The sequence below is a fragment of the Kitasatospora sp. NPDC004723 genome (assembly GCF_040609255.1).
Lineage (GTDB): Bacteria > Actinomycetota > Actinomycetes > Streptomycetales > Streptomycetaceae > Kitasatospora.
In genome coordinates, this window is record NZ_JBEXJT010000043.1 from 47,062 (window position 1) to 73,301 (window position 26,240).

Here is a 26,240-nt window from a genome sequence, read left to right on the forward strand (position 1 = left end):
GGCCCGGACGCGCCGACGATCGCACGCCCGGGCTCCAACGGTACGGCACGGCAACGGGCGCCCGCGCACCCACCGGCCCCCGCCCTAGCTGATCTTGACGGGGTTCACCAGGTCGGCCACCAGCACCAGCAGGGTGAAGCCGATGAACACGCTGGCCACGACGTAGGCGAGCGGCATCAGCCGGGCCACGTCGAACGGGCCGGGGTCGGGACGGCGGAAGAGGGCGGCGAAGCGGCGGCGCACCGACTCCCAGACCGCTCCCGCGATGTGGCCGCCGTCCAGCGGCAGCAGCGGCAGCATGTTGAAGAGGAACAGCGAGAGGTTGATCCCGGCGAGCAGGTTGACGAAGTAGGCGACCCGCTGGCTGCCCGGGATGTCCAGCGCGAACACCTCGCCGCTGACCCGGGCGGCGCCGACCATGCCGATCGGCGAGTCGGACTCGCGCGGGGTGCCGTCCACCACCGAGTGCCACAGGCCCGGGATCTTGCCGGGCAGCGCGGCGAGCGACTTCACGCCGTTCTGCGCCATGTCGTACATCCGGTCGACGGACTGCCCGAAGCCGAGCTGGACCACGCCGCTGGTCGGGGTGAAGCCGAGGAAGCCGGCCCGCACCGTCTCGCCCTTGACCGGCACGCCGTTGTCGTCGTACTTCTGCACGTCGTTGACGGCGATGGTCGGGGTGAGGGTGAGCTGCTGCCCGCCGCGCTCGACCATCACCTCGACCGTCCTGCCGGCCGACTTGCGGATGTCGCCCTGGAGCTGCTCGTAGGTGGTGATCCGGTCGCCGTCGAAGGAGACCACCTTGTCGCCCGGCTTCAGCCCGGCCTGGAAGGCCGGCGCCACGGGCGCGTCCGCCGGGCAGGTGTCGGTCGGCTGGCCAGCCTTCACCACGCACTCCGAGACGGTGCCGATGGTCGGCACCGACATCGGGACGCCGAAGCCCATCATCACCGTCAGGAAGAGCCCGAAGGAGAGGATCAGGTTCATGAACGGCCCGGCGAACATGACGATCACGCGCTTCCAGGGCTTGCGCGTGTAGAAGAGCCGGTTCTCGTCGCCCTCCTTGACCTCCTCGTAGGAGGCCTCCCTGGCGTCCTCGATCATGGTCCGCCAGGGCGAGGTGGAGCGCTGGGTGATCCGCCCGTCCGCACCGGGCGGGAACATCCCGATCATCCGGATGTACCCGCCCAGCGGAACGGCCTTGAGGCCGTACTCGGTCTCGCCCTTCTTCCGCGACCAGACCGTCGGGCCGAAGCCGACCATGTACTGCGGCACCCGGATGCCGAACAGCTTGGCCGTGGAGAGGTGGCCGAGCTCGTGCCAGGCGATCGAAACGAGCAGTCCCAGTACGAAGACCAGGATGCCGACCACCGTCATCACCGTTGCCACCGCTGCTCCTCCGTCATGCCACTCCGCTCATCCTGTCGTCGTACCGGTCGTCCGGCGGTGCCGTCCGGGCGGTCCCGGATCAGCCCCCGGCCAGCTCGCGGGCCCGGGCGCGCGCCCAGTCCTCCGCGTGCAGGACGTCCTCGACCGTCAGCGAAGTTCCCGCCACCGGCGTGCCGTGCTCCGCCACGACCTTCGCCACAGTGTCCACGATCCCGGTGAAGGCGAGGCGGCCGTTCAGGAAGGCGTCCACGCACTCCTCGTTGGCCGCGTTGAACACCGCCGGGGCGGTGCCGCCCAGCGTGCCGACCTCGCGGGCCAGCTCGACCGCCGGGAAGGCGTCGTCGTCCAGCGGGAAGAACTCCCAGGTCGCGGCCTTGGTCCAGTCGCAGGCCGGGGCCGCGTCCGGCACCCGGTCCGGCCAGCCCAGTCCCAGCGCGATCGGCATCCGCATGTCCGGCGGGCTCGCCTGCGCCAGCGTGGAACCGTCCGTGAACTCCACCATCGAGTGGACGACCGACTGCGGATGGACCACGACCTCGATCCGGTCGAACGGCACGTCGTACAGCAGGTGCGCCTCGATCACCTCCAGGCCCTTGTTCACCAGGGTGGCCGAGTTGATCGTGACGACCGGGCCCATCGCCCAGGTCGGGTGCGCCAGCGCCTGGGCCGGTGTGACGCCCGCCAGTTCGGCGCGGCCGCGGTTGCGGAACGGGCCGCCGCTCGCCGTCACCACCAGCTTGCGGACCTCTGCCCGGGTGCCGCCGGCCAGCGCCTGGAACAGCGCGGCGTGCTCCGAGTCCACCGGTACGATCTGCCCCGGCTTCGCGGCCGCCTTCACCAGCGGACCGCCGACGATCAGGGACTCCTTGTTGGCCAGCACCAGCACCCGGCCGGCCCGCAGCGCCGCCAGCGTCGGGCGCAGGCCGATCGAGCCGGTGATGCCGTTCAGCACCGAGTGGCACTCCATCGCCGCCAGCTCGGTCGCCGCGTCCGGACCGACCAGCACGGCCGGCAGCGCACGGCCCGCCGCCTTCGCCGCCAGCGCCTCGCGCAGCGCCGGCCCGGCCGCCGGATCGGCCACCGCCACGGTGTGCACGCCCAGCCGCAGCGCCTGCTCGGCGAGCAGCTCCACCCGGCCGCCGGCCGCCGACAGGGCCACCACCCGGAACCGGTCCGGGTTGCGCAGGACCACGTCGATGGCCTGGGTGCCGATCGAACCGGTGGAGCCGAGGATCACCAGCTCCCGGGGGCCGGAAGGGGTGTTCACCTCGGGGGTGAACCGCAGCTGCGGGTGGGCGAGCGAAGTCATGCGCCCATTGTGTCCTGCCCGGCCCCCGGCCCGGCACCACGGGACCGTTCCCGGGGCGCCGGACGCGCCCCCGGGCTACCGTCGGAGCCATGCGCATCGTCATCGCCGGGGGCCACGGACAGATCGCCCGCCGCCTGGAGCGGCTGCTCGCCGACCGCGGCGACCGCCCCGCCGGGATCATCCGCCGCCCCGGACAGGCCGACGACCTCGTCGCGGCCGGGGCCGAACCGCTGCTGCTCGACCTGGAGACGGCCGCCGCGGCCGAACTCGCCCCGCTGCTCGACGGCGCCGACGCCGTGGTGTTCGCGGCCGGGGCCGGACCGGGCAGCGGCGCCGCCCGCAAGCTCACCGTCGACCGGGACGCGGCCGTGCTGCTCGCCGACGCCGCCGTGCTGGCGGGCGTGCGCCGCTACCTCCTGGTCTCCTCGATGGGCGCCGACGCCCGGGCCCGGTACCCGTCCGACGAGGTCTTCGAGACCTATCTGCGGGCCAAGGGCGCCGCCGAGGACGCCGTCCGGGGCCGCGGCGCGCTGGACTGGACGGTGCTGCGCCCCGGGCGCCTCACCGACGGCCCGGGCACCGGGCGGGTCCGGCTCGCGGCGAGCGTGCCGCGCGGCTCCGTCGACCGGCAGGACGTCGCCGCCGTGCTCGCCGCCCTGCTGCACGAGCCCGGCACCGCCGGGCAGACCCTGGAGCTGGTCGGCGGCGACGCCACCGTGGCCGAGGCCGTCGCGGCCGCCGGCGGCCACACCTGACCGCGCCCGGCCCTGTCGCGACCCCGTCCGCCCCGCTGCGGACCCGCGGTGACCCCGCGCATGCGCGAGGGCCCGGCCGCACACGGCGGCCGGGCCCTCGCTCACGTCATCGTCAGAGGGCGAGGCCGGTGAGGACCAGGACCTTCTCGACGGTGTAGTCGTCCATCGCGTAGCGGACGCCCTCGCGGCCGACGCCGGAGTCCTTGACGCCGCCGTACGGCATCTGGTCGGCGCGGTAGGACGGCGCGTCGCCGATGATCACACCGCCGACCTCCAGCTCCTGGTGGGCGCGGAAGGCGGTCTGCAGGTCGTGCGTGAACACGCCCGCCTGCAGGCCGAACAGCGAGTCGTTGACGGCGGCGAAGGCCTCGTCCACGCCGTCCACCTTGTGCAGCGACAGGACCGGGCCGAACACCTCGGAGGTGGCCAGGATCGCGTCGGCCGGCAGCTCGGCCAGCACGGTCGGGGCGTAGGTCGCGCCCTCGCGGGTGCCGCCGGCGAGCAGCTTCGCGCCCTTGGCGACCGCGTCGTCCACCCAGGACTCCACCCGCCTGGCGGCGTTCTCGTCGACCAGCGGGCCGACGTCCGTCGCGTCGTCGTTCGGGTCACCGGTGACCTGGGCCCGCACCTTGGCGACGACCTTCTCGGCCAGCGCGTCGTACACCGACGCGTCGGCGATCACCCGCTGCACCGAGATGCAGGACTGGCCGCCCTGGTAGTTGGCGAACATCGCGATCCGGGTGGCCGCCCACTCCAGGTCCGCCTCGGAGGACCAGTCGGCGAGCACCACGGCCGCCGCGTTGCCGCCCAGCTCCAGGGTGGTGTGCTTGCGCGGCACCGAGTCCATGATCTGGTAGCCGACCTTGTCCGAACCGGTGAAGGAGATCACCGGCAGACGCGGGTCCTGCACCAGGGCCGGCATCCGGTCGTTCGGCACCGGCAGGACGCTCCACGAACCGGCCGGCAGCCCGGTCTCGGCGAGGATCTCGCCCAGCACCATGGCCGACAGCGGGGTGGCCGGGGCCGGCTTGAGGATGATCGGGGCGCCGACCGCGATCGCCGGGGCGATCTTGTGGGCGACCAGGTTCAGCGGGAAGTTGAACGGGGCGATGCCCAGCACCACGCCGCGCGGGAAGCGACGCACCACCGCGAAGCGGCCCGTGCCGCCCGGGTCGGTGTCCAGGCGCATGGTCTCGCCGTTGGTCCGGCGGGCCTCCTCGGCCGCCCAGCGGAACACCGAGACGGCGCGGCCGACCTCGCCGCGGGCCCACTTGATCGGCTTGCCGTTCTCGGCGGTGATCAGCTGGGCGATCTCCTCGGTGCGCTCGGTCAGCCGCCGGGCCACGTGGTCCAGGGCGGCGGTGCGCACGTGCGCGGGGGTCGCGGCGAACACCGGCAGCGCGGCGACGGCGGCCTCCAGGGCCTCCTCGACCTGCGCCTCGGTGGGGATGCTCACCTTGCCGACCAGGCGGCCGTCCCAGCTGTTGTGCACCTCGAAGTCGGCGTCGCCGCTCGCCCGGCGGCCGGCCAGCCAGAAATCGTACGTGGTGGTCACCGTGGTACCGGCCCTCTCCTCGTCGTCCTCACGACCCCACGGACGTGGAGCCAGAACCGAGGGTAGGACGGGCGGCGCGCCGACCGGATTGGACACCGAGTAGCGTTCGCCCCCACGGCCACTCCACTGCGTCCAGCCCCGCCCGGCCCCACCGCACGACGCTCACTCCTCGCCGGAGCGCAGCGCCAGCCAGAGCTCCATCCGGACGTCGGTGTCGTCCAGCGACCGTCCCAGCAGCTCCTCCACCCGCCGCATCCGGTACCGCAGGGTGTGCCGGTGCACCCCGAGGTCGGCCGCCGCCGCGTCCCACTGCCCGTGCCGCGACAGCCACGCCCGCAGCGAGGCCACCAGATCGCCGCGCGCCGTACGGTCGTGCTCCCGCAACGGCCGCAGCAGGCCCTCCGCGAAGGCCGTCACGGCGTCCTCGCCGAGCAGCGGCAGCAGCGAGCCCGCGCCGACCTCCTCGTGGTCCACCGAACGACGCCCGCCGCGCAGCGCCACCGCCAGTGCCCGCTCGGCCTGCGCGTGCGCCGTCCCGGCGTCCTCCAGCGCGGCCGGCGCCGACACGCCCAGCGACAGGCCCTCGTGCTCCTCCACCGCACCCAGGCACGCCCGGTGCACCGCGCCGTTGTCCAGCGCCAGCACCATCAGCCGCGCCCCGTGCGCGCCGTCCTCCCGCGCCACCAGCAGCTTCTCGCCGACCCGCGACCCGGCCTGCTCGGCGCGGTCGCCCAGCTCGCCCAGCGCCTCCCCGGCGTCCGTCCCCTGCGGCGCCCCGGCCACCAGCACCCGGACGGTCCCCTCCGGCAGCCCCCCGAACAGACCCGCCGCCACCTGCCGCGCCGTCGCCACCTCACCGGCCAGCACCATCCGCAGCAGCGCGGCGCCCATCTTCTCCTCGGCCTGCCGCAGCTCCCGCGACCGCTCCAGGGTCAGCGTCAGCAGCGCCACCGCCGCGTTCAGCACGTACCGCTCGGTCGGCGTGATCCGGTCCTCGGTGCCCACCGCCAGGAACCCCCGGGCCCGCCGGTCCGCCCCCAGCGACTGGACCACCACGTAGTCCTCGTCTGCCGTGTCTATCCCCGGCGCGCGGCCCTGCAGCGCCGCGCTCGACGGCGCCGGCCGCCGCCGCAGCCGGTCCACCTCCGCCGCCAGCCGCCCGGCCCGGCGCGCCGCCCAGTCCGGCGCCACCACCGACAGCGCGCCCGACCCGTCGTACAGCGCCGCCCAGCCGCCCAGCCGGGCCGCCAGCCGCCGCACCACCGCCGTCGTGCCGTCCTTGCCCAGCGCGGCCCGGGTCAGCTCCTCCTGCGCCTCGAAGCTGGTCGTCACCGCCTCGTACTGCTCGGCGGCCAGCGCCGCCGACACCACCTTGCTGATCGCGATGAACGGCGTCGGCTCCGGCACCCGCAGCAGCGGCAGCCCGCGCTGCGCCGCGGCGTCCACCAGCGGCTGCGGCACCTCGGTGTGCGACAGGCCCACCCCCAGCCCGAGCCCGACCACCCCCGCGTCGGCCAGCCGGTGCACGTACGCCTGCAACCGGGCGGCGGTACGGCCGAGCTTGATCCCGGTGGTGAGCAGCAGCTCACCACCCTCCAGGAACGGCGTCGGGTCGTCCAGCTCGCTGGTGTGCACCCAGCGGACCGGCCGCTCCAGGTGGTCCGCACCGGCGAGGACCGTCAGATGGAGCGAGGTGTTGCGGACGACGGAGGCAAGTGTGGGGGGCATGGCACCTTCGAGGGAACGACCCGACCGCGCCGTTGCGGCCGGGCGAGAGAGGGCTGGGGGTCCTGGGGGGAATCCCACCTCTCATTATGGACGCCCCGGACAACCCGCACTGCTGAATCCACCTCGAAGGCGAGCTTTAAAGGCGAGTTCCGCCCGAGGCCCTCAACCCCGCAGGTCCACCAGCAGCGGCGGCACCTGCTCCCCCGACACCGCCGTCAGCGACAGCACCGCGTGCCCGGCCGGCAGCGCGTGCGCCAGGTCCGAGGGGGACCACCGCAGCCGCTCCACCTCCCGCGTGGTCACCGACTCCGTCTGCGCGGTCGTCCCCGACAGCGCCTTGCGGCCCAGCCGCCCGGCCCGCCGCACGATCCCGCCCGAGGTGTCCGGTGCCAGCGTCACCGCCGTCTCCCGCACCAGGTGCGTGCCCCAGGCCTCCGAGAACAGCCGGCCGTCCCACGGCGCGATGCCCGGGAACGCCGCCCGGCAGCCCACCGCGCCGAACAGCGGCGCCCGCAGCGCCTCCGGCAGGTCCACCAGCGTGCGCAGCAGCAGCACCACCCCGGCGTTCGCCCCGCGCAGCCGCTGCAGCCCGCGCACGATCCCGGCGTCCAGGGCCGCCGAGGCGTCGTCCACCACCAGCCCGGCGAACAGCGACCGGTCCCCCCGGGCCCCCGCGGCCTGCACGAACTGGCCCACCAGCAGCCGCGACAGCATCCGCGCCGCCTCCGGGTGACTACGCTCCGGCAGCTTCACCCGCACCCGCAGCGGGTGGTCCAGCACCCGCATCGCGAACGGCGGCCGGCCCGTGCCGTCGGTCGCGAACACCCCCTCGAAGGCCGGCCGGTCCAGCAGCGCCAGCCGGTCCGCCAGCAGCGCCCCCGGATCGTCCGCCCGGCCGCGCTGGCGCTCCCGGTGCTCCAGGTCCCGCTCGTACGAGCCCAGCCGGCCCGCCGCGCGCAACCCCTTCACCAGCGACTCCAGCGCCTCCGGCTCCCCGGCGAGCAGCACCCGCAGCTCGCGCACCCCCGGGTAGCGGCCGAACGCGGCGTGGAACGGGCCCACCATCTGCTGCAGCGCCGTGCGCGCCGTCTCGGCGCGCGCCGTCAGCTCGTCCGGCAGCAGCGCCTCCGCCAGCCGGGCCGCCGCCTCGTCCGGGTCCTGCGCCGCGCCGTACAGGTCCAGCCCGTAGCGGGACCCGGCGTGCCCCGGGGCGATCACCACGTCGTACCAGTCGTCCGGCCCCAGATCCGCCTCCGCGGACCCGATCACCACCGCGCACGCCGTCCCGGCCAGCGCCTGCAGGCAGAGCGCCTCCGCCACCGGACGGGCCAGCCGCGCCGTCTTCCCCGTCCCGGCCGGGCCCACCGCCAGCAGCGAGGTGCCCAGCACCGCCGGGTCCAGCGCGAAGCCCGCCGCCCGGTGGGTCAACGGGTTCTTCGGCACGTCCTGCGCGGTACCGAGCCGCACCTGGGCCAGCAGCAGGTCGTGCCGCTCCGCCCGCCCCGGCAGCTCGCGCGCCTCCGACGGGTGCGCGAACGCGGCCGCGCCGCGCAGCGACACCTGCTCGGCGAAGGCCGGCAGGAAGGCCCGGTCCGCCTGGGCCGACTCCCACGCCCGCTGGATCCGCACGTAGTCGACGTCCCCGACCGCCTCGCCGTCCAGCCGCCCGGCCGCGACCGCAGCCCCGCCCTGCCGCAGCACCGCCCACGGATCCCGCTGCCGCACCGCCTCCGCCCGCTCCTCCACGGACGCGGGCTCCTCCTCCGTCACCGTCCGCGACAGCAGCGGCACCGCATACCGCCGCCACACCTCCACCCACCGGCCCATCCGCCCGAAGACCTTGATGACGATGCCCGCGACCAGCACGTTGAGTGTGAGGACGACCGAGACCGCGACGAATGCCGAACGGGTCGGCAGGACGCCGATGAGCGTCGTCCCGTACTTGGCGAACTCGACCCCGTAGACGTACGCCAGCCACCCCACCACCGCGTTCAGGCCCGCGCGCAGCAGGAGGGGCCAGGTAGGCACCTTGGCCGCCTCCGCCCGGTCGGGGTCGAGCTGCCGGTGCCCCTCGCGGAAGATGCCCGGGGCGGCCTCCGGCCGCGGGGCGGCGACCCAGGCGGCGAGGTCGAAGGCCGCGCCGGCCGGGGAGCGCGGGTGGGGCATCGCGGTGGGCGGTGGGCTGTGGGGGGTGGCGGTGGTCCGCTCGCTGTGGCTCCGTGCCCCGTCCAGTCCCATGTACGGCCCCGCTCCCTCGCCCGACGGCCCGACCACCGTCGGTGCCGCCCATACCCATGCCGCCGCCCCGGCGACACGCCCGCGCTCAATGTAGTGGAGCGAAGGCAGCCGGTCGTGGCGTCGGCCGCGCTGGCCGCCCCGGACAAGTCGGACGGCCCAGTGCTACCGAGTGGCGCATGCCCGCCCGGAGAGCGCCCCCGTAGCCTGCGAACTACCGAGCCGAGAAGTCTGGAGAAACCCATGAGCGCCGCAACGCCGCTCCCGCAGGAGCGCCGCCTGGTCACCGCGATCCCCGGTCCGAAGTCGCAGGAGCTGCACGCCCGCAAGCTGGGTGCGGTGGCGGCCGGCGTCGGCACCACCCTGCCGGTGTACGTGTCCCGTGCCAACGGCGGTGTGCTGGAGGACGTGGACGGCAACTCGCTGATCGACTTCGGCTCCGGCATCGCCGTGACCAACGTCGGCAACAGCGCCGAGGCCGTGGTGGCGAAGACGACCGAGCAGCTGGCCGCCTTCACCCACACCTGCTTCATGGTGACCCCGTACGAGGGCTACGTCGCCGTGGCCGAGCAGCTGAACGAGCTGACCCCGGGCGACCACGAGAAGCGCACCGCGCTGTTCAACTCGGGCTCCGAGGCCGTCGAGAACGCGGTGAAGATCGCCCGTGCCTACACCAAGCGCCAGGCCGTCGTGGTGTTCGACCACGGCTACCACGGCCGTACGAACCTCACCCTGGCGCTGACGGCGAAGAACATGCCGTACAAGCAGGGCTTCGGTCCGTTCGCCCCCGAGGTCTACCGGGTGCCGGTCGCCTACCCCTACCGCTGGCTGACCGGTGCGGAGAACTGCGCCGCCGAGGCCGCCGCCCAGGCGATCGACACCATCAACAAGCAGATCGGCGCCGAGAACGTCGCCGCGATCATCATCGAGCCGATCCAGGGCGAGGGCGGCTTCATCGAGCCGGCCAAGGGCTTCCTGCCGGCGATCGTGGAGTTCGCGAAGGCGAACGGGATCGTGTTCGTCGCGGACGAGATCCAGACCGGCTTCTGCCGCACCGGCCAGTGGTTCGCGTGCGAGGACGAGGGCATCGTCCCGGACCTGATCACCACCGCCAAGGGCATCGCCGGCGGTCTGCCGCTGTCCGCGCTGACCGGCCGCGCCGAGATCATGGACGCCGCGCAGACCGGCGGCCTGGGCGGCACCTACGGTGGCAACCCGGTGGCCTGCGCCGCCGCGCTGGGCGCCATCGAGACCATGAAGGAGCAGGACCTCGTCGGCAAGGCGCAGCGGATCGGCGAGATCATGCTGGGCCGTCTGCGGGCGATGCAGGAGAAGTACGAGATCATCGGTGAGGTCCGCGGCCGCGGCGCGATGATCGCCGTCGAGCTGGTGAAGCCGGGCGGCAAGGAGCCGAACACCGAGGCCACCGCGGCCATCGCCAAGGCCTGCCACGCCGAGGGCCTGGTCGTGCTGACCGCCGGCACCTACGGCAACGTGCTGCGCTTCCTGCCGCCGCTGGTGATGCCGGAGCACCTGCTGAACGAGGGCCTGGACATCCTCGAGGGCGCGTTCGCCGCCCTCTGAGCCGGCCCGCGGCCGCGGTAGCGACCGGCGCCGCACCGAAGACCCGCCGGAGGGATGTCCGGACAGCGCTGAACGGCCCGTGGGGACCTCGTCCTCACGGGCCGTTCGGTTCGAACCCGGCGTGACGCCACCGGCGCGGACGGTGAAGATGGTGTGCGGAATCGCTGAAGCTCCACTACCCCGTACGGACCTTGACGTAGTGTCATCACAGATGGACAGCGAGCCCCAGCCATGGGCGGATCCGTCCGCGGCACCGTCCTCCGGGACGGCTCCGCGCGTGGGCCGCGAGGACAACCAGGCCGTCCCGCCAGGGGCGGCACACACCGAAAGCCGATCGACCGGCCGTCCGACCCACACCCCCCGGGGCGCACGGAACGGCGATCATCAGGGCCGCCCCGGAGCTCTCCCCCCTGCTCCGGGGCGGCTGCCTCGCGTTCTCGCCCATCCGGCGGTGCCGGTGGTCCTCGGGGTGGTCCTGGTGCTGGTGTCCTGGCAGGTCGCGGTGGACGGGCCGCTGCTGGGCCTGGACCGCTGGACCCGGCACACCGTCCGGGACGTGCGGCACACCCTGCACAGCACCCTGCTCAACCACCTCGGCAAGGCGTTCTCCGACCTGGGCGGGGGCTCGGTGGCGGTGCCGGTGCTGCTCCTCGGCGGGGCGGTGGCGGCCTGGCGGGAGTGGCGGGCGGGCTTCGCGCGCTGGTGGCTGCCGGTCCCGGTGGCGGTGCTGACGGCCGGGCTGATCCCGCTGCTGGTGGTGCCGGCGAAGGCGTGGTTCGCGCGGCCCGGCCCGTTCGGGCTGCCGCTGGCGGCGGACCAGTGGGGCTGGTACCCGTCCGGCCACACCGCGACCGCCACCCTCGGGTTCGGGGTGGCGGCGCTGCTGCTGGCCCGGGCGGCCGGCCCCCGGGCGCGCCGGGGGCTCGGCGCCGGCGCGGCGCTGCTGGCGGCGGGTGTCGGACTCGGGCTGGTGTGGAGCGACTACCACTGGCTGCTGGACGTGGTGGCCAGCTGGTGCCTGGGCGGTCTGGTCCTGTGGGCCCTCGCCCGGTGGCCGTTCACCGGCCGCCCGGGCAAGGATCCGGGGGACAGGTCCTAACCCTCGGCCGGGGCCTCGTCGTTGCGGTGGACGAGGCCGGGCTCACCGTTGTCGCGCCGCCACTCGACGACCAGTTCGTCGCGGGCGCCGAAGCGGACCAGGTGGCGGCCGACGACGTCCTCCAGGCCGGGCAGGTTCTCGCGCTCGCCCTCGACCGTGAGCAGCAGGGCGTCGGGGGCGGCCTCCAGGGTGGCGGTGCCGGCGCCGAAGACGAGGGTGCCGCGGCCGGTCTCCTCGGACCAGTCGGCCTGGATCTTGCGGCCCATGTGGGCGGCGAGCTGCTTGGCGTAGCGGGCGGAACGGTCGGTGGCGACGCGGGCTTCGGAGCGGGGCACGGGCCCTCCAGGGTCGGGGGAGGGAACTTAGGGTGCCCTCACTCACGACCTACGCTAACGCAGATGCTGAGCCTTGCTCAACATTTTTCCGAGCGCCCGCGGACCGGCCGATACCCTTGGTCGAACGCCTGCCGAGGAGAGCCGCCCATGACCACCACGCCGACCGACGACGGCGCGAGCTCCTCCCCCGCCGCGGACCCGGCGGCCGCCCCGGACAGCACCGCCGCCCCGGACACCGCGGCCGAGCTGGCCGACGCGATGACCCGGGCGATCAAGCGGATCCGCCGCCGCACCAGCGAGCGGCTGGAGCCCTACGGCATCACCCCCGGCCAGGGCCGCGCCCTGCGGGCCCTCGCGCACGCCCCCGGCTGCGAGCTCCCCGACCGCGCGATGCGGCTGAGCGACCTGGCCGACCGGCTGCACATCGCCCCGCGCTCGGCCACCACGGTGGTCGACGCCCTGGAGGAGGCCGGCCTGGTCGAACGGGCCCCGGATCCGGCCGACCGCCGCGCCGTGCGGATCCTGCTGACGGCGGCCGGCCGGTCGGCGGTGGAGCGGATCGGCCAGGTCCGGCACGAGGTGGCCCAGGAGTACTTCGGCCCGGTCAGCCCCGCCGAGCAGGAGGCGCTGCTGCGGGCGCTGCGGACCGCCGAGTCCGGGTACGCGGCGACAAGCGCGCCCACCGCCGCGCCGCGCCGGACAGCGTCCCCGGGCGCAGCGCGGTGATCCCGATGCCGACGACCACCAGCACCGCGGCGCCGGCGGCGAGCGGGCCGATGGACTCGCCGAGCAGCAGCCACGCCGAGGACATCCCGAACACCGGCACCAGCAGCGAGTAGGGCGCGACGGCGGTGGCGTCGTAGCTCCGCAGCAGGTAGCTCCAGGCGACGAAGCCGAACAGGGTGGAGACCAGCCCGACGTAGCCGATCGCGCCGAGTCCGGCGAGGCCGATCCCGCGCAGCGCCCGCAGGTCGGCGTCCGGGCCCTCGACCAGCAGCGAGAGGCCGAGCAGCGGCAGCGGCGGGACGGCGCTGACCCAGACCATCCAGCGCAGCGCGTCCGGCGGGGCGGCCTTGCGGGTCAGCACGTTGGACAGGCCCCAGGCCGCGGCGGCGAGCACCAGCAGGGCGAAGGCGCCGAGCGGCCCGTCGAGGCCGCGGTCGACGGCGCTCAGGCCGATCCCGGCGAAGGCGACGGCCAGGCCGAGCAGCCGCTGCCCGCCGGGCCGCTCGCCCAGCAGGACGCCGGCGAACAGCGCGGTGAAGACGGCCTGCCCCTGGAGCACCAGGGAGGAGAGGCCGGCCGGCATCCCGGCGTGCATGCCGAGGAAGAGCAGGCCGAACTTGACCACCCCGAGCACCACGCCGACCGCGAGCACCCACCGCCAGGCGACCTTGGGCGGGCCGACCAGGAAGACCGCCGGGACCGCGACCACCGCGAACCGCAGGGCGCAGAAGAGCAGCGGGGGGAAGTTCTCCAGGCCGATGTGGATGAGGACGAAGTTGAGCCCCCAGACGGCGGCCACCAGGACGGCCAGGGCGATGTGACGCGGACTCATGCCGCCTCCCGGGGCGGCCTGCGGGGGTGTGCTCATGGGACGAGGATGGCCGCCGCCCACCGTGTAGCACCAGCGATGAATGCTGAAGGCCACGCTTTAGCATGGCTTCATGATGGATCTGGGGCGCCTGCGGGCGCTGCACGCGGTGGCGGTGCACGGCTCGGTCGGCGGGGCGGCCGCCGCCCTCGGCTTCACGCCCTCCGCCGTCTCCCAGCAGATCGCCAAGCTGGAGCGGGAGACCAGGACGGTGCTGCTGGAGCGCCAGGGCCGCGGGGTGGTGCTGACCGACGCGGCGCGCGAACTGGCCGCCACCGCGCAGGCGGTGCTGGGACTGGTGGAGCGGGCCGAGGTACGGCTGGAGGAGCAGCGCGGCCAGGCGGTCGGGCGGCTGCTGGTGGCCGCCTTCGCGACCGCCGCGCGCGGGCTGCTGCCGGGCGTGCTGACCGACCTGCGCGAACGCTGCCCTGACCTGGACGTGCGGCTGCTGGAGAGCGACCCGTACCCGGCGGCCGAACTGGTGGCGCGCGGGGAGGTCGACCTGGCGCTCGTCCAGGACTGGCCGACGGTCCCGCTGCCGCTCCAGGAAGGCCTGTCCCGGATGGAGCTCGGTGCGGACCCGGTGGACCTGCTGGTGCCCGCCGGCCACCCGCTGGCCGGGCTCGCGGTGGTGCCGGTGGAGCGGCTGCCCGGGCAGCGGTGGACCAGTGTGCCGTCGGGCAACATCTGCCACGACTGGCTGGTCCGGACGCTGCGCGAGGCCGGCGAGGAGCCGGACGTGCACTACCAGGTCGGCGAGTTCGAGACGCAGATCGCGCTGATCGCGGCGGGGCTGGGCGTCGGGCTGGTGCCGCGGCTGGGGCGGGCCGCGCTGCCGCCGGGGGTGGTCGCCCGCCCGGTGGTGCCCGAGCCGGCCCGGCGGGTGTTCGCGCTCTGGCGCTCCCAGGCCTCGCGACGCCCGGCGATCACCGAGGCGCTGGCCGCGATGCGGGCCCGGTGGGACGCCCTGGACAACTGACGTCCTGGACAACTGACGTCCTGGACAACTGACGCCCTGGCCGGCGGACGGCCGGCACCGCGTCAGCCGGCGAGGCCGATCACCAGCCACATGAAGCCCACCCCGCCGAGGGTGCAGAGCAGTGTGGTCCGCGAGGGGTGCGGGCTGTGCGCCTCGGGCAGGATGTCGGAGGTCGCCAGGTAGAGCAGGAACCCGGCGAAGAAGCCCAGGTAGAGGCCGAGCAGGTGCTCGGGGATGGTGAACAGCAGGGTGATCGCGGCACCGGTGACCGGCGCCAGCGCGTCCGCCGCGAGCAGGGTCAGCGCCCGCCGCCTGTTGTTCCCGTAGAGCCGGGTGATCGTGTAAGTGTTGAAGCCGTCGGCGAAGTCGTGCGCGACCACGGCGATCGCCACCACCGTCCCGACCGTCGTCCCGGCCTGGAAGGCCGCGCCGATCGCGAAGCCGTCCATGACGCTGTGCCCGACCAGGGCGAAGGCCGCGGTCAGGCCGATGCCCTGGCGCCCGTCGCCGCCGGCCCGGGCGCGGCCGTGGGCGTGGGCGTGGCCGTCGACCTGCGCGGGCCGCTGGCCGTGAGTGTGCTCGGCGTACTCCCCCTCGTGGCCCCGGTGGATGGCCACCGCCCGCTCGACGATGTGGATGGCCAGGAAGCCGGCCGCGAACATCAGCAGCGCCTGCGGCACCCCGTGGACCTCCTCGGGTGCCTGGTGCAGCGCCTCCGGGAGGAGGTCGAAGGCGACCACTCCGAGCATCAGCCCGGCGGCGAAGCCGAGCACCAGGTGGCGGCGGTCGCCGGTGCGCTGCGCGACCCAGCCGCCGATCAGCGTCATCAGGAAGGCCCCCGCGGCGACCAGGACCGCGGTCACCGCGCCTCCGCCCTGACGGGCCGTCCGTCCACTCGTCTCCCCCGTGTTCCGCCGTCCCCGGGCCTGCCGCCGACCGTGGCCGGACGGCCGTGTCCCCCAGCGTCGTGCAGCCCGCGCGGCGGCGCCCGCCGGACGGTCCGTCGGGGTGAGCCGGCCGCACGCCGACCGACCCGCGCCGACCGGCGACCGGCGGCCGGCTCAGCGCCCGGCGGCGAGCGGCAGGCCGAGGTGGGTGCGCGCCAGCTCGCGCACGCCGTCCCCGTCCACCAGGTGGATGTGGCGGTGCCCGTCCTCGCCGGTAAGGTCGAGCGCCCCGTCGGTGAAGTGGCCGGTGGTCAGCCGCAGGCCGCGCTCGGCCGACTCCTCGCGGACCGCGTCCGCCAGCGTGCGGATCTCCTCCTCCCCCACCGGCCCGGCGGTCCGCGAGGCCCAGACCACCCAGCGGCCGGGCAGCGCGCTGCCGGTCGGTCCCTCGCCGGTGGCGACCAGCCCGGCCGGGCCGCGCAGCCGCACGCTCCACTGGCCGAGCCCGCCCCGGGTGAGCAGTTCCCGGACCAGCTGGGCGAACTCGTTCGCCGACAGGTCGGGCGCGGCGGGGACGGTGGCCGCCGCCTGCGCGGCCGGCTCCACGCCCACCCACCCGTACGGGTCGGGGCTGACGGCGGCGCCGAGCTGGCGCAGCCGGACCAGGGCCTCGTCCTGCTCGGCGTCGGCGTAGACGCCCTCGCCGTCGGGCTCCTCCTCGGGGTCGGCGGGCGGCAGCAGCCTGGTGCGGGCCAGCGCGTCGCGGTCCGCGTCCACGCTCAGCAGGCAGAGCGGCTCGGCCGCGCCGGGCTCGCGCAGCCAGCCGTTGAGGACGACCCCGGCGAGGATCTCGTCGGTGTCGACGGCGTCGGCGGCCTGCAGGGCGCGCAGGGCGAGCCGGGCGACCAGCCGCAGGTAGTCGGCGGCCCGGTCGGCCGGCGGGCGCGGCACCGGGAGTGCCTCGCCGTCCGGGCCGAGCCGGTAGCCGGTCAGCGAGGGCACCACGTCGAGGGCCGGCAGGTCCAGGTCGAGCACGGCGGTGCGGGTCAGCGGCCGGTAGACGGCGCGGCAGGGCGCCGGCAGGTCCTGGGTGTGGGTCTCGGCGGCGGCGAGGGCGCGCTCCAGCAGCGACTCGACGGCGGCCGGCTCGGCCTCTCGGTAGGCGCGGCGGCACTCCTCCAGGGACTCGTTGTACTCGCGCACCGCCCGCGCCCGGGCCTGTTCGGCCTCGTCGTGGGCGCGCCGGTACTCGTCGACGACCGGGTCTCCGGCCTCGGTCTGCCGGGTGCGCCACTCGCGCAGGGCGCGCTGGTGGTCGAGCCGGGCCTGCGCCAGCCCGCGCTGGTAGCCGGAGTCGAGCAGTCGGCGGGACGGAGCCTCGTCGGGGTCGGCGGCGGGCGGCTCGGCGGGCGCGAAGTCCTCCCAGCGCGGCTCCGGGTCCTCACCGGCCTCCGCGGCCGGACCGTCGGCCGCGTAGGGGCGCGGCTCGTAGCGGCGCAGCTGGCTCTCGAAGTCCATGGCCGAAACGGGCAGCGCGGCCCGCCGGAGCAGGTCGGTCAGCCGCTCCTGCTCGGCCTGGACGGTGAGCGTGCGGTGGTGGGTGAGCGCGGCGGCCCGGGCGTGGGCGGCGACGGCCTCGTCGCCGCCCACGCCCGGCGGCCCGTCGGGCGACGGGCCGGCCGGGGCGCCGGGGGGACGGCCCGACGGGCCGTCGTCCTCCGGCTCCACCCCGAGGTCACGGAAGACCGAGGCCAGGAAGCCCGGCTGGGGGGCCGTGACAGCACCGTCGGACTGGCCGTCTGCTGAGTACTGCATCGGTGGTCGTTCCCCCATGCTCGTCCGGCGCCTGCCCGGGGCGGTCGGCAGCCCGTCGGCCACCCCGAGGCCCGCCCCCTCCCGGACATTGTCCACCGAACGGGCGCACCGGTCAGCCAAGCCTCTCAGTTGGTCCGGGTGTTGGTCAGGTGCAGTCCGATGTAGCCGACATAGATCCGGCCACTGCCCGAACAGTCGTCGAGGTAGTGCAACCGGGGCGCGGTACGGCCGCCGCCGATCCGCAGGTGCGCGCCCATGAACGCGCGCCTGGACGCGTCCACGCACTCCGGGACCGGGAGCATCCGCTCACGTTTCCACTTGGCGTGGCTGTGCACCGTCCGGGACTCGCCGCGCACCGCCTTGCGGGGCGGGAAGCGGTGGCAGCCGGCCGGGGTCCGCTCGCACCACTGCTTGAAGTCGCCGCCCGCCTGGCCGCGCACGGCCGCCTCGGCGTACTCCTGGAGCGCGGTGAGGCCGTCCCAGGTGAGCCGGGCCCAGCCGCCGCCGGCGCAGCCCAGTTCGTCGAGGGCGAGCGCGGCCTTCTGGTCGCCGGTGAAGGTGAGCAGCGGGAACTCGCCGAGCCGGGCCATCAGTTCGGTGAAGCTGAGCGGGACGCCGCCGCGGACGCCGGGCGGTCCGGCGCGTCGCCGGCCGGACCGGCGGGCGGGCCCGGTCGGCACGGTGGGGGCACCCGCACCGCCCGTCGTGGCGCAGAGCCGGCCGACCGACACGCACCCCTGGCCGGGCCCGGCCGCCCGCCCGGTGGCCGCTCCGCCCGGCAGGACCTTGGGCTTCGGCCGCTCGTGGTGGCGCTCCCGGCGGCCCTCGTACCGACCGGGGTGGCCGATCCGCTCGCGCTCCTCCCGCCCGTGGGCGGGTACCGGGGCCCCGGGTCCGGGTGGTGTGCGGTCCGGTTCCGCGGCGGGCCGGGGCACCCGCAGGACCGGCACGGACGCCAGCACCGGCGGCAGCGGCCGTTCGGCGGCGAGCCGGCGCGGCTCGCGGGAGAGCAGGGCGGCCGCGCGCCGCGGGTCCTCCTCGATCCGGTTGCGCGCCAGCACCGGGTGCCGGCGGCCGTCCCGCCGCGAGGCCGGGTCGACCTCGGGCAGGTAGGTGCGCACCGCGCCGCCGTAGACGGCGTGGTACTCCAGTGCGACGTTGAACCTGGTCCGGGCGTCCGCGTCGAGCACGTAGAGGCCGGCGAGGCCCGGCAGCTGGTCGCAGAGCGGAGCGACCACCTCCGCGAGCCACGGCCCGGTGCCGAGGCCGGCCGGGACGCTGGCCACCACGGTGGGCATCCGGCGGTCGGGGTCGCACAGCTCGTCGACGAGCCGGTCGACCCCGGCGGCGGTGAGCACCCGGGGCGCGGCCGGCACCGCGGCCGGGCCGTCGGCGGCGTCCAGCAGGGGCAGCAGGGTGCGGACCACCTCGGGCACCGGCACCCGGCCCGGTGCACGCACACCGCCGGAGGCGGTGTGCGCCGCGGCCTCCAGCCGGAGCCACGTCGGGCCGACGGGCCCGGTGGCCACGGTGACGGTGAGCCGGTCGGCGCCGTGCGGCGCGGGGGTGCGCACCCGGCGGCGGTCGTAACGGCCGCCGGACCACGGGCCGTCGAGCGGGCCGCCGTCACGGTCCAGCAGGACGCGCTCGCCGAGCCGGAACCGTTCGACGGGGGACGCGCCCGTGCGGGGGGTGGGGGCGGGTTGTTCGGGGGGCGGGGGTTCCTCGCACCATTCCTGCTTCAGCCAGGTGGCGAGGCACTGGTCGGCCAGGGCGAGGGCATCGGCGTGCGGGAGGGCGGTGGTGACGGTCATCCGATAGGGCGTCGCGGGGTTGCCGAGGCCGGACGGGCCGGCGTGGACGGGCGACGACGAGGAGCGTTCCCAGGTCATGCACATACCTCCGGGTTCGGTGGTGGGGTCCCGTGTCCTCCATCGATGGGTCTTTGGTCCGGTTCGCCGGACCTGTGCCCAGGAAACGCCATGGCCCGGAGCGGAAGTTCCAACTCCGGGCCACGTCACTACATTCGGGTGAATCTGCTCAAGCCGCCCAGCGCGGCCGACGAGGATCTGCTGGACCGGCGGCCGGTTCCGGCGAGACCTGTGACCGCGTCAGTCGGCGCTGTGCCCGGCGCCGCTGCGGCTCCACGCGGGCACCGGCACGGGCACCGCGAGCGGACGGCCCGCCGGTGCCTCGTAGTGGGCGACCAGGACCACCGGCACGGTCCCGCGGTTGTGGCCGACGTGGATGTGCACCGGCCCGGCGTGCTCGACCAGACAGTCCCCGGCGCGGCTGACCTCCACCCGGCCGTCGTGCAGGGTCCGGGTGAGCGTTCCGGCGAGCACCACGACGTCGACCCGGCCCGGGTGGTAGTGCCAGCCGGTGCTGTCCCCCGGGTCCAGGGTGATCGTCCGGACGACGGGCATCACGGTCTTCGGCTCCCTGGTCGGCGGAATCCGACCAGGCTAGGCAGGGCGTCATACCCCCGGGGCCGGGCGGCCGGAAAGCGGCCGAAAAGCTGTCCGGAACCGCGCACCGGTCCGGCACCGACCGTTCGGACCACCCCGCTCGGCCCCCGTTCGGGGTCCGGCTCAGACCGTCCGGATCAGACCGGCACCTCGACGTACGTACGGCCCGCCGCCACCGCGACCGCCGTCCCGCCGGTCGCCTCGGCCAGCCAGGTGTGGAACGCGGCGACCTCCGGCTCCGGCACCCCGACCTCGATCCGCACCCCGGCCGCCCCGTACGCCAGGTCGCTCACGGTGAACCCGGCCGCCCGCAGATCGTTCTCCACCCGCCCGGCCCGGGTGTGGTCCGCCGTCACGGCGAGCAGCGCGACCGGCCGCCGCTCCAGCAGCCCGACCTCGTCCAGCGCCTCCGACACCGCGCTCCCGTACGCGCGCACCAGGCCGCCCGCGCCGAGCTTGATCCCGCCGAAGTACCGGGTCACCACCGCCACCGTGTCGGTGATGCCGCGCCGGCGCAGCACCTCCAGCATCGGCACGCCCGCCGTCCCGCCGGGCTCGCCGTCGTCGCTGGAGCGCTCGCGGCGCTGGTCGTCGCCGACCACGAAGGCGGTGCAGTTGTGCCGGGCGTCCCAGTACTGCTTGCGGATGCCGGCGATGAACGCCTGGGCCTCCTCCTCGTCGGCGACCCGGGCGAGGTGGCAGATGAACCGGGACTTCTTGATCTCCAGCTCGTGCGTGCCCGCGCTCCGGATGGTCAGATACGGCCTGGGGGTCGGCTCCGGTGTGGCGGGCATGGCGCGGCGGTTCTCCCGGACGGCGACGAGGGGGCGGGCGGTGCGGCCCGCGCCGGACGACAGTTCGCCCGGGGACCGCTCCGCCAGCCTAACCCCCGACCGCCGCCTGGCCGCCCGGGTCCCGTCCGGCGGGTCCGGCGGCGGCCCCGGCGACGGTCTCGGCACCCGCCTCGGTGCCGGTCGCTCAGCGGCGGCCCGCGAGCGCCTCCAGCCCCGCGCGGTCCAGGCCGGTCGCGTCGCCGACCTCGGCGAGGTCCACCGCCCCGCTGTCCAGCCCGCGCAGCAGGTACCCGCCGAGCGCCCGGACCGTCGCCGGCTCGTCCATGACGTCCCCGCCGGCCCCCGCCAGGTACGCCGACAGCCGGGCGGCGGCCGGGCCGAGACCCTCCCGGTAGAAGGAGTAAACCGCGGCGTACCGGGCCGGCAGGTGCGCCGGGTGCAGGTCCCAGCCCTGGTAGTAGGCACGGGCGAGCGAGCGGCGGACGAGGTCGTGGTGGAGCTTCCAGGCGGCGTGCACCTGGGCGGTGGTCCCGGCCGGGACCACGTTGGTGGAGCCGTCGGACAGCCGGACCCCGGTCCCGGCGGCAGCCACCTGCATCACCGCCTTGGCGTGGTCGGCGACCGGGTGGTCCAGGCTCTGGTGGGCGGCGGCGACCCCGCACGCGGCGCTGTAGTCGAAGGTGCCGTAGTGCAGGCCGATGACCCGCCCCTCGGCCGCCCCGATCATCCGGGCCACGGTGGCCCGCCCGTCCGGCCCCAGCACCGCCTGGGTGGTCTCGATCTGGATCTCGAAGCGGAGCCGGCCGGCCGGCAGCCCGGCGGCGCGCTCGAAGTCCGCCAGCAGCCCGACCAGGGCGGTGACCTGCTCGGCGTAGGTCACCTTGGGCAGGGTCAGCACCAGTCCCGCGGGCAGTCCGCCGTGGGCCGACAGGGTGGTGAGAAAGCGCTCCAGGGTGCGGATGCCCCGCTCCCGGACGGCCGCCTCCAGGCATTTGATCCGGATGCCGACGTACGGCGGGGCGACGCCGTCGGCGACCGCGGCGGCGACCAGTCCGGCGGCGCGGACGGCGGCCGCGTCCTCCTCGGCGTCGGGCCTCGGGCCGTAGCCGTCCTCGAAGTCGATCCGCAGGTCCTCGACCGGCTCGCGTTCCAGCTTGGCCCGCACCCTGCGGTGCACCTCGGCGAGCAGCGCGTCGTCCGGCACGCCGAGCGCACGGGCCAGCTCGGCCGGGGTCCCGGCATGGGTGTCCAAGGCCTCCAGCGCCTGCCGGCCCCAGCTGCGCACGGTGTCGGCGGCGAAGGCGTCGGCCGGTACGTAGACGGTGTGGACCGGCTGGCGGCCGCCCGGATCGCCCGGGTAGCGACGCGCGAGCTCGGCATCGACCGGTGCCAGCAGCGCGTCCACGGCGGCCCGGGCGGCGGCGGAGAACCCCGCCGCGCCCGTCTCCCCGGTCCCGCCCGTCCCGACCCGCGGCATCCGTCACTCCTCACGCGGGCAGACGCGCGGGGCCCGTGCCCGGCCAACGCCTCAACGGATTGTCGATGCGACGGTAGGCGGGCCGCACCCGGGCGTCAACGGCCCGGGGCGAACAGCGGACCAGCGAACTGCGGGACGGCTCAGTCCCGTCCGGAAGCGGCGTACCGGCCGCGCAGCTCGGGAAGGAGCGCCTCGATGTCCTTCGGGTGGACCGAACCGTCTGCACGGCTGCCGGTCACCTCGTAGTTCTCGGTCAGCCAGGCGGCCAGCCGCTGCGGATCCGGCTCGTGCCCGAAGGTCTCCAGGTAGCTCACCAGCGCATCGAACACCTGCTCGGTGTCCAACCGGGACGAGCCCGGACGCGGCCCGGGACCGAGCGGCCGCTGCAGGCGCTCCACGGCCTCCGGCGCCTCCTGGACAGCCTCGGGCTCGCCGTACTCCCCTTCCGCGAACCCGGCCTCCGGCGGGAAGCCCGGCTCGTCCGCGTAGTCGGCGTACGGCTCGGCAGGAGCACCGTGGTCGGCCGCGCCCTGCTGCCGCGGGTCCTCCGGCTGCTCGCCGGGCCCGGTCGGCCGCGGCGCCTTGAACCACGGCGAGACCTGACCGGGCACCCGGCCGCCCGGCGCCCCGTCGCTCGGGTGACCGGTGGTCCGCACGGCGCGCTCGGTCCACACGTTCAGATCCTCCTGCGGCTGCGGCGGGAGCTGCTGCTCCTCGCCCGCCGGCTCCTGCGCGTCACGCAGCCGCACGGCGGCCAGCCTGGCGAGCACCTCGGCGGGCGCCGGCTCGGCCTGGGCCTGCGGCGGCTGCTGCGGCTGGGGCCCTGCCTGCGGACCGGCCTGCTGCGGCAGACCGGGCTGCGCCTGCTGCGGCGGAGCGGTCGGAGCCGCAACCGGAACCCGCGCCCGGCCGCCGCCCTGCGGCTGGGCCGGCGCCGCGGCCGGCTCCGCCTGCCCGGCCGGCACCAGGGCTGCCGCACGGCTCTCCGCCGGGACCCCGGCCTCCCGGGCGGCCGACGCCTCCGCACGGGCCGCGGCCGCGATCTCCCGGGCCTCCTTCGCCTCGCGCGCCGCCTGCGTCTCCTCGTCCATCCGCTCGAACACCGCCGGGTCCAGCGGCACCCCGTACTTGGCCAGCTTGAGCGGCAGCAGCGCCTGGATCGGCGCCGAGCGCCGCCAGCCCCGCCCGTACCGGAACCGCAGCTGCGCCCGGTAGACCAGCCGGTTCTGCTCCAGCCGCACGACCTCGTCGTACGAGCGCAGCTCCCACAGCTTCATCCGCCGCCACAGCCGGAAGGTCGGCACCGGGGACAGCACCCAGCGCATCATCCGGACCGACTCCATGTGCCGGTCCGCCGTGATCGCCGCGATCCGCCCGACCGCGTGCCGCGAGGCCTCGACCACCACGACGAACAGCAGCGGGATGACGGCGTGCATGCCCATCCCGAGCAGGTCGCCCCAGGAGGCCGCGGCGTTGAAGGCGATCGTCGCGACGGTCAGCAGCCAGGCGGTCTGCCGCAGCAGCGGGAAGGGTATGCGCAGCCAGGTCAGCACCAGGTCCAGCGCGAGCAGCACCACGATGCCCGCGTCCACACCGATCGGGAAGGCGTAGGAGAAGGCTCCGAAGCCCTTCTCCTCGGCCAGTTCCTTGACCGCGCTGTACGAGCCGGCGAAGCCGATACCCGAGATGACACAGGCCCCGGCCGCGACCAGGCCGAGCAGGCCCCGGTGGGCCTTGGTGAGCGATGGGCGTGCCATTACGTCTATCAACCCCTGGATGTCGGCTGCGGCCGTACGCTGCCCCGGCTGCCGGTCCCCCGTGTCGGGGAGCCGGACGGCTGAGGCACCTCCGGGCTCGGCCCACCGGAGTTTACTCGTACACCTGTCTCAGCGTTCTCGCAGCCCGGACCGTCACTCCCGCCGGAACGGGTGGCCGGTCAGACCACCCGTCCCGCCGTTCCGTTGAGGTAGGCGAGCACCGCCATCACCCGGCGGTTGGCGTCCTCCGCCGGGGCCAGTTCGAGCTTGGTGAAGATGTTGGCGATGTGCTTGGCCACCGCGCCGTCGCTCACCGTCAGCCGGGCGGCGATCGCCGAGTTCGAGCAGCCCTCCGCCATCAGCTCCAGCACCTCCCGCTCGCGGGGCGACAACCGCTGCAACGGGCCCGGACGGCGGGCCGTGCTCTGCATCAGCTTGGCGATGACGTCCGGGTCCATCGCGGTTCCGCCGGCCGCCACCCGGCGGACGGCGTCGATGAACTGGTCGGCGGCGAACACCCGGTCCTTCAGCAGGTAACCGATCCCGCCCGTGCCGTCGGCCAGCAACTCCCGCGCGTAGAGCTGCTGGACGTGCTGCGACAGCACCAGCACCGGCAGCCCGGGAATCTCCCGGCGTGCCTTGAGGGCCGCCTGCAGACCCTCGTCGGTCAGCGTCGGCGGCAGCCGGACGTCGACCACCGCGACGTCGGGACGGTGCGTCAGCAGGGCGTCCAGCAGTTCAGGACCGGTCTCGACCGCGGCGGCGATCGTGAAGCCGTGCGCTTCCAGCAGGCGGATCAGACCTTCTCGAAGGAGGTAGAGGTCCTCGGCGAGGACAACTCGCACGGCAGCTCCAAGGTGATGGTGGTCGGACCGCCCGACGTGCTGTCGATGGCGAGGACACCGTCGAAGGTACCCAATCGGCGTTCGATCCCGCGCAGCCCGGTCCCCCGGGTGGGATCCGCCACCCCGACCCCGTCGTCCGTCACCGTGACCCGCAGCCGGCCGGCCCGGTAGAGGATGTCCACCCAGACCTGCTCGGCGCCCGAGTGCTTGGCCGCGTTCGCCAACAGCTCGCAGATGCTGAAGTAGGCCGTCGCCTCCACCGGCGCCGGCGGCCGGTCCGGCAGGCTCACGCACACCTCGGTCGGCAGCGCGCTGTCCAGCGCCAGCGCCCGCACCGCGTCACCCAGCCCGCGCTCGGCCAGGACCGGGGGATGGATGCCGCGAACCAGATCACGCAGCTCCTGGAGCGCCCGCGCCGAGGACTGCCGGGCCTCGGAGAGCAGCTCCCGCGCCGCCGCCGGATCCGTCTCCATGAGGTGCTCGATCGTGCCCAGCGTCATCCCGATCGCGACCAGCCGCGCCTGCGCGCCGTCGTGCAGGTCCCGTTCGATCCGCCGCAGCTCCGCCGCCTGGTCGCCGACCGCATCGGCGCGGGTCTCCGTCAGTTCGGCCACCCGCCGGGTCAGCTGGGCGTGCGTGGCCCGGCCGTCCTGGTCCAGCACCCGCCGGCCCGCCTCCGCGTACAAGCGCACCGCGTTCGGCGCGAGCAGCAAGCCCAGGGCGATCAGCGCGAAGCCCAGCAGGATCGAGCCCACCAGCGTCACCACGCTCGTGGAGGACGGACCGTAGGACTTGTAGCTCACCGCCCCCACGATCAGGCTCACCACCCCACCGGCCAGCAGGCCCGCCACCACCACCCCGAGTGCGAGCACCAGCGGCGGGCTGACCACCAGCCAGAGCATCTCGGACCGGGTCGCCCGGTCCCGCACCGCCCAGTGCAGCAGCTGCGCGAGCCGGGCGACGTTGTGGGAGCGGTGGTAGGAGTAGCCCGTCCACCAGTGCCCGCGCGCGTCCGTCTCCAGGGCCGGCCGCGGGCTGTACGAGACCGGCAGCCGTATCCCGTACCAGCCAGCGAGCTGCGCCCGGGTCCGTCGCGCCGAGGAACGTACGAAAGCTCCGGCCGACGCCAGCCCCGCGACCGCGGCGGCGACCAGCGCGAACAACGCCGCCGGATAGTACGCGTCGAGCATCCACGCGACGGTGGCACCGGCGAACACCGTGCAGAAGGCCGGCACCGCTACGGTCGGGACCATGACCAGCACCAGCAGCGCCAGCCGGGTCAGCCCGAGCCCGCCCGCCGTGAGCGCCGCCTCGGTCCGCACGCGCACGCCGGCGCCCCCGCTGATCCGACTCTCCGTTGCTGCCACGAGCACTCCCGCTTGCCGATGCCGCTGATGATGCCGATGCCGCAGACCGGCTCCGATCGTCCTGACCCAGTTTTCCCCCGCACCCGGACGGACGCACTGGCCGTCCCACCCGACTTCAGGGTGGTGTTAGGTCCACCCCCGGCCCCGGCGCCCGCTGCGGATTCGGAGCCGCAGAAATGCGAAAAGCCCCTGCCGGTATCCCCGGCAGGGGCTTCTCAGAAGAATTGTTCGGCGGCGTCCTACTCTCCCACAGGGTCCCCCCTGCAGT

Annotated in this window: 20 protein-coding genes and 1 pseudogene; 5 read left to right on the forward strand and 16 right to left on the reverse strand. The window is 75.2% G+C overall.

The features are described from left to right. Positions 1–84: 84 nt before the first annotated feature. Together ABZW10_RS30350 and dxr are read right to left on the reverse strand one after the other, a co-directional pair. Positions 85–1,389: a site-2 protease family protein gene (locus ABZW10_RS30350; protein ID WP_355372153.1), complete on the reverse strand. Its 1,305-nt coding sequence runs from the start codon at positions 1,387–1,389 to the stop codon at positions 85–87. A 79-nt stretch (positions 1,390–1,468) separates the two neighbouring features. Beyond that, positions 1,469–2,698: a 1-deoxy-D-xylulose-5-phosphate reductoisomerase gene (gene dxr / locus ABZW10_RS30355; RefSeq protein WP_355372155.1), complete on the reverse strand. Its 1,230-nt coding sequence runs from the start codon at positions 2,696–2,698 to the stop codon at positions 1,469–1,471. An 89-nt stretch (positions 2,699–2,787) separates the two neighbouring features. On the opposite strand from dxr, the gene ABZW10_RS30360 reads away from it, so the two are divergent. Then, positions 2,788–3,453, forward strand: coding sequence for an NAD(P)H-binding protein (locus ABZW10_RS30360; protein ID WP_355372158.1), 666 nt, complete (start codon positions 2,788–2,790; stop codon positions 3,451–3,453). Positions 3,454–3,565: 112 nt separating this feature from the next. Here the strand turns inward: ABZW10_RS30360 and ABZW10_RS30365 are convergent, their stop codons facing one another. The 3 genes from ABZW10_RS30365 to ABZW10_RS30375 all read right to left on the reverse strand — a co-directional run bounded on the left by ABZW10_RS30365 (position 3,566) and on the right by ABZW10_RS30375 (position 8,974). Continuing rightward, entirely contained in the window at positions 3,566–5,008 is a 1,443-nt protein-coding gene (locus ABZW10_RS30365) for an aldehyde dehydrogenase family protein (protein ID WP_355372161.1), read from the reverse strand. 162 nt (positions 5,009–5,170) lie between these two features. After that, positions 5,171–6,736 carry a PucR family transcriptional regulator gene (locus ABZW10_RS30370; protein WP_355372164.1) on the reverse strand — a complete coding sequence of 522 codons (1,566 nt, stop codon included), beginning with the start codon at positions 6,734–6,736 and terminating at the stop codon, positions 5,171–5,173. A 162-nt stretch (positions 6,737–6,898) separates the two neighbouring features. Continuing rightward, positions 6,899–8,974, reverse strand: a complete 2,076-nt coding sequence (locus tag ABZW10_RS30375; protein ID WP_355372166.1) for an ATP-binding protein — start codon at positions 8,972–8,974, stop codon at positions 6,899–6,901. A gap of 240 nt (positions 8,975–9,214) precedes the next feature. Here ABZW10_RS30375 and gabT point away from each other — a divergent pair, with 240 nt between their 5' ends. Next, positions 9,215–10,555, forward strand: a complete 1,341-nt coding sequence (gabT, locus tag ABZW10_RS30380; protein ID WP_355372169.1) for a 4-aminobutyrate--2-oxoglutarate transaminase — start codon at positions 9,215–9,217, stop codon at positions 10,553–10,555. Positions 10,556–11,006: 451 nt separating this feature from the next. After that, on the forward strand, positions 11,007–11,654 hold the full coding sequence (locus ABZW10_RS30385) for a phosphatase PAP2 family protein (RefSeq protein ID WP_355372172.1): 648 nt from the start codon (positions 11,007–11,009) through the stop codon (positions 11,652–11,654). Here ABZW10_RS30385 and ABZW10_RS30390 read toward each other — a convergent pair. Next, on the reverse strand, positions 11,651–11,989 hold the full coding sequence (locus ABZW10_RS30390; RefSeq protein ID WP_355372174.1) for a DUF2218 domain-containing protein: 339 nt from the start codon (positions 11,987–11,989) through the stop codon (positions 11,651–11,653). The two genes, ABZW10_RS30385 and ABZW10_RS30390, sit on opposite strands and share 4 nt — an antisense overlap. Before the next feature lie 258 nt (positions 11,990–12,247). Here ABZW10_RS30390 and ABZW10_RS30395 point away from each other — a divergent pair. Further along, positions 12,248–12,517, forward strand: a pseudogene (locus ABZW10_RS30395) (MarR family transcriptional regulator); the annotation flags it as partial. A 76-nt stretch (positions 12,518–12,593) separates the two neighbouring features. On the opposite strand, the gene ABZW10_RS30400 reads toward ABZW10_RS30395, so the two are convergent. Beyond that, positions 12,594–13,547, reverse strand: coding sequence for an EamA family transporter (locus ABZW10_RS30400; RefSeq protein WP_355372202.1), 954 nt, complete (start codon positions 13,545–13,547; stop codon positions 12,594–12,596). Positions 13,548–13,656: 109 nt separating this feature from the next. Between ABZW10_RS30400 and ABZW10_RS30405 the strand changes: the two genes are divergently transcribed. Continuing rightward, complete coding sequence (locus ABZW10_RS30405) at positions 13,657–14,562, forward strand: LysR family transcriptional regulator (RefSeq protein WP_355372177.1); 906 nt, start codon at positions 13,657–13,659, stop codon at positions 14,560–14,562. Positions 14,563–14,624: 62 nt separating this feature from the next. On the opposite strand, the gene ABZW10_RS30410 is transcribed toward ABZW10_RS30405, so the two are convergent. The 9 genes from ABZW10_RS30410 to ABZW10_RS30450 all read right to left on the reverse strand — a co-directional run bounded on the left by ABZW10_RS30410 (position 14,625) and on the right by ABZW10_RS30450 (position 25,972). After that, positions 14,625–15,425: a ZIP family metal transporter gene (locus tag ABZW10_RS30410; protein ID WP_355372180.1), complete on the reverse strand. Its 801-nt coding sequence runs from the start codon at positions 15,423–15,425 to the stop codon at positions 14,625–14,627. Between the two features lie 198 nt (positions 15,426–15,623). Then, complete coding sequence (locus tag ABZW10_RS30415; RefSeq protein ID WP_355372183.1) at positions 15,624–17,264, reverse strand: restriction endonuclease; 1,641 nt, start codon at positions 17,262–17,264, stop codon at positions 15,624–15,626. 125 nt (positions 17,265–17,389) lie between these two features. Continuing rightward, a complete protein-coding gene (locus ABZW10_RS30420; protein ID WP_355372185.1) occupies positions 17,390–19,156 on the reverse strand; it encodes a hypothetical protein in 1,767 nt (588 codons plus the stop codon). Between the two features lie 219 nt (positions 19,157–19,375). Next, on the reverse strand, positions 19,376–19,690 hold the full coding sequence (locus tag ABZW10_RS30425; protein ID WP_355372205.1) for a cupin domain-containing protein: 315 nt from the start codon (positions 19,688–19,690) through the stop codon (positions 19,376–19,378). A 179-nt stretch (positions 19,691–19,869) separates the two neighbouring features. Beyond that, the gene (locus tag ABZW10_RS30430; protein WP_355372188.1) at positions 19,870–20,526 is read right to left on the reverse strand and encodes a YigZ family protein; all 657 of its coding nucleotides are present in this window, start codon (positions 20,524–20,526) and stop codon (positions 19,870–19,872) included. A 184-nt stretch (positions 20,527–20,710) separates the two neighbouring features. Next, positions 20,711–22,003, reverse strand: coding sequence for an aldolase/citrate lyase family protein (locus ABZW10_RS30435; RefSeq protein WP_355372191.1), 1,293 nt, complete (start codon positions 22,001–22,003; stop codon positions 20,711–20,713). Positions 22,004–22,143: 140 nt separating this feature from the next. Further along, positions 22,144–23,760 (reverse strand): DUF2637 domain-containing protein, encoded by a 1,617-nt coding sequence (locus ABZW10_RS30440; RefSeq protein WP_355372193.1) that lies wholly within the window; start codon positions 23,758–23,760, stop codon positions 22,144–22,146. Positions 23,761–23,939: 179 nt separating this feature from the next. Next, positions 23,940–24,605 (reverse strand): response regulator transcription factor, encoded by a 666-nt coding sequence (locus tag ABZW10_RS30445; RefSeq protein WP_355372195.1) that lies wholly within the window; start codon positions 24,603–24,605, stop codon positions 23,940–23,942. Then, positions 24,557–25,972 (reverse strand): histidine kinase, encoded by a 1,416-nt coding sequence (locus tag ABZW10_RS30450; RefSeq protein WP_355372198.1) that lies wholly within the window; start codon positions 25,970–25,972, stop codon positions 24,557–24,559. Before ABZW10_RS30450 ends, ABZW10_RS30445 begins: the two co-directional genes overlap by 49 nt. Positions 25,973–26,240 lie beyond the last annotated feature (268 nt).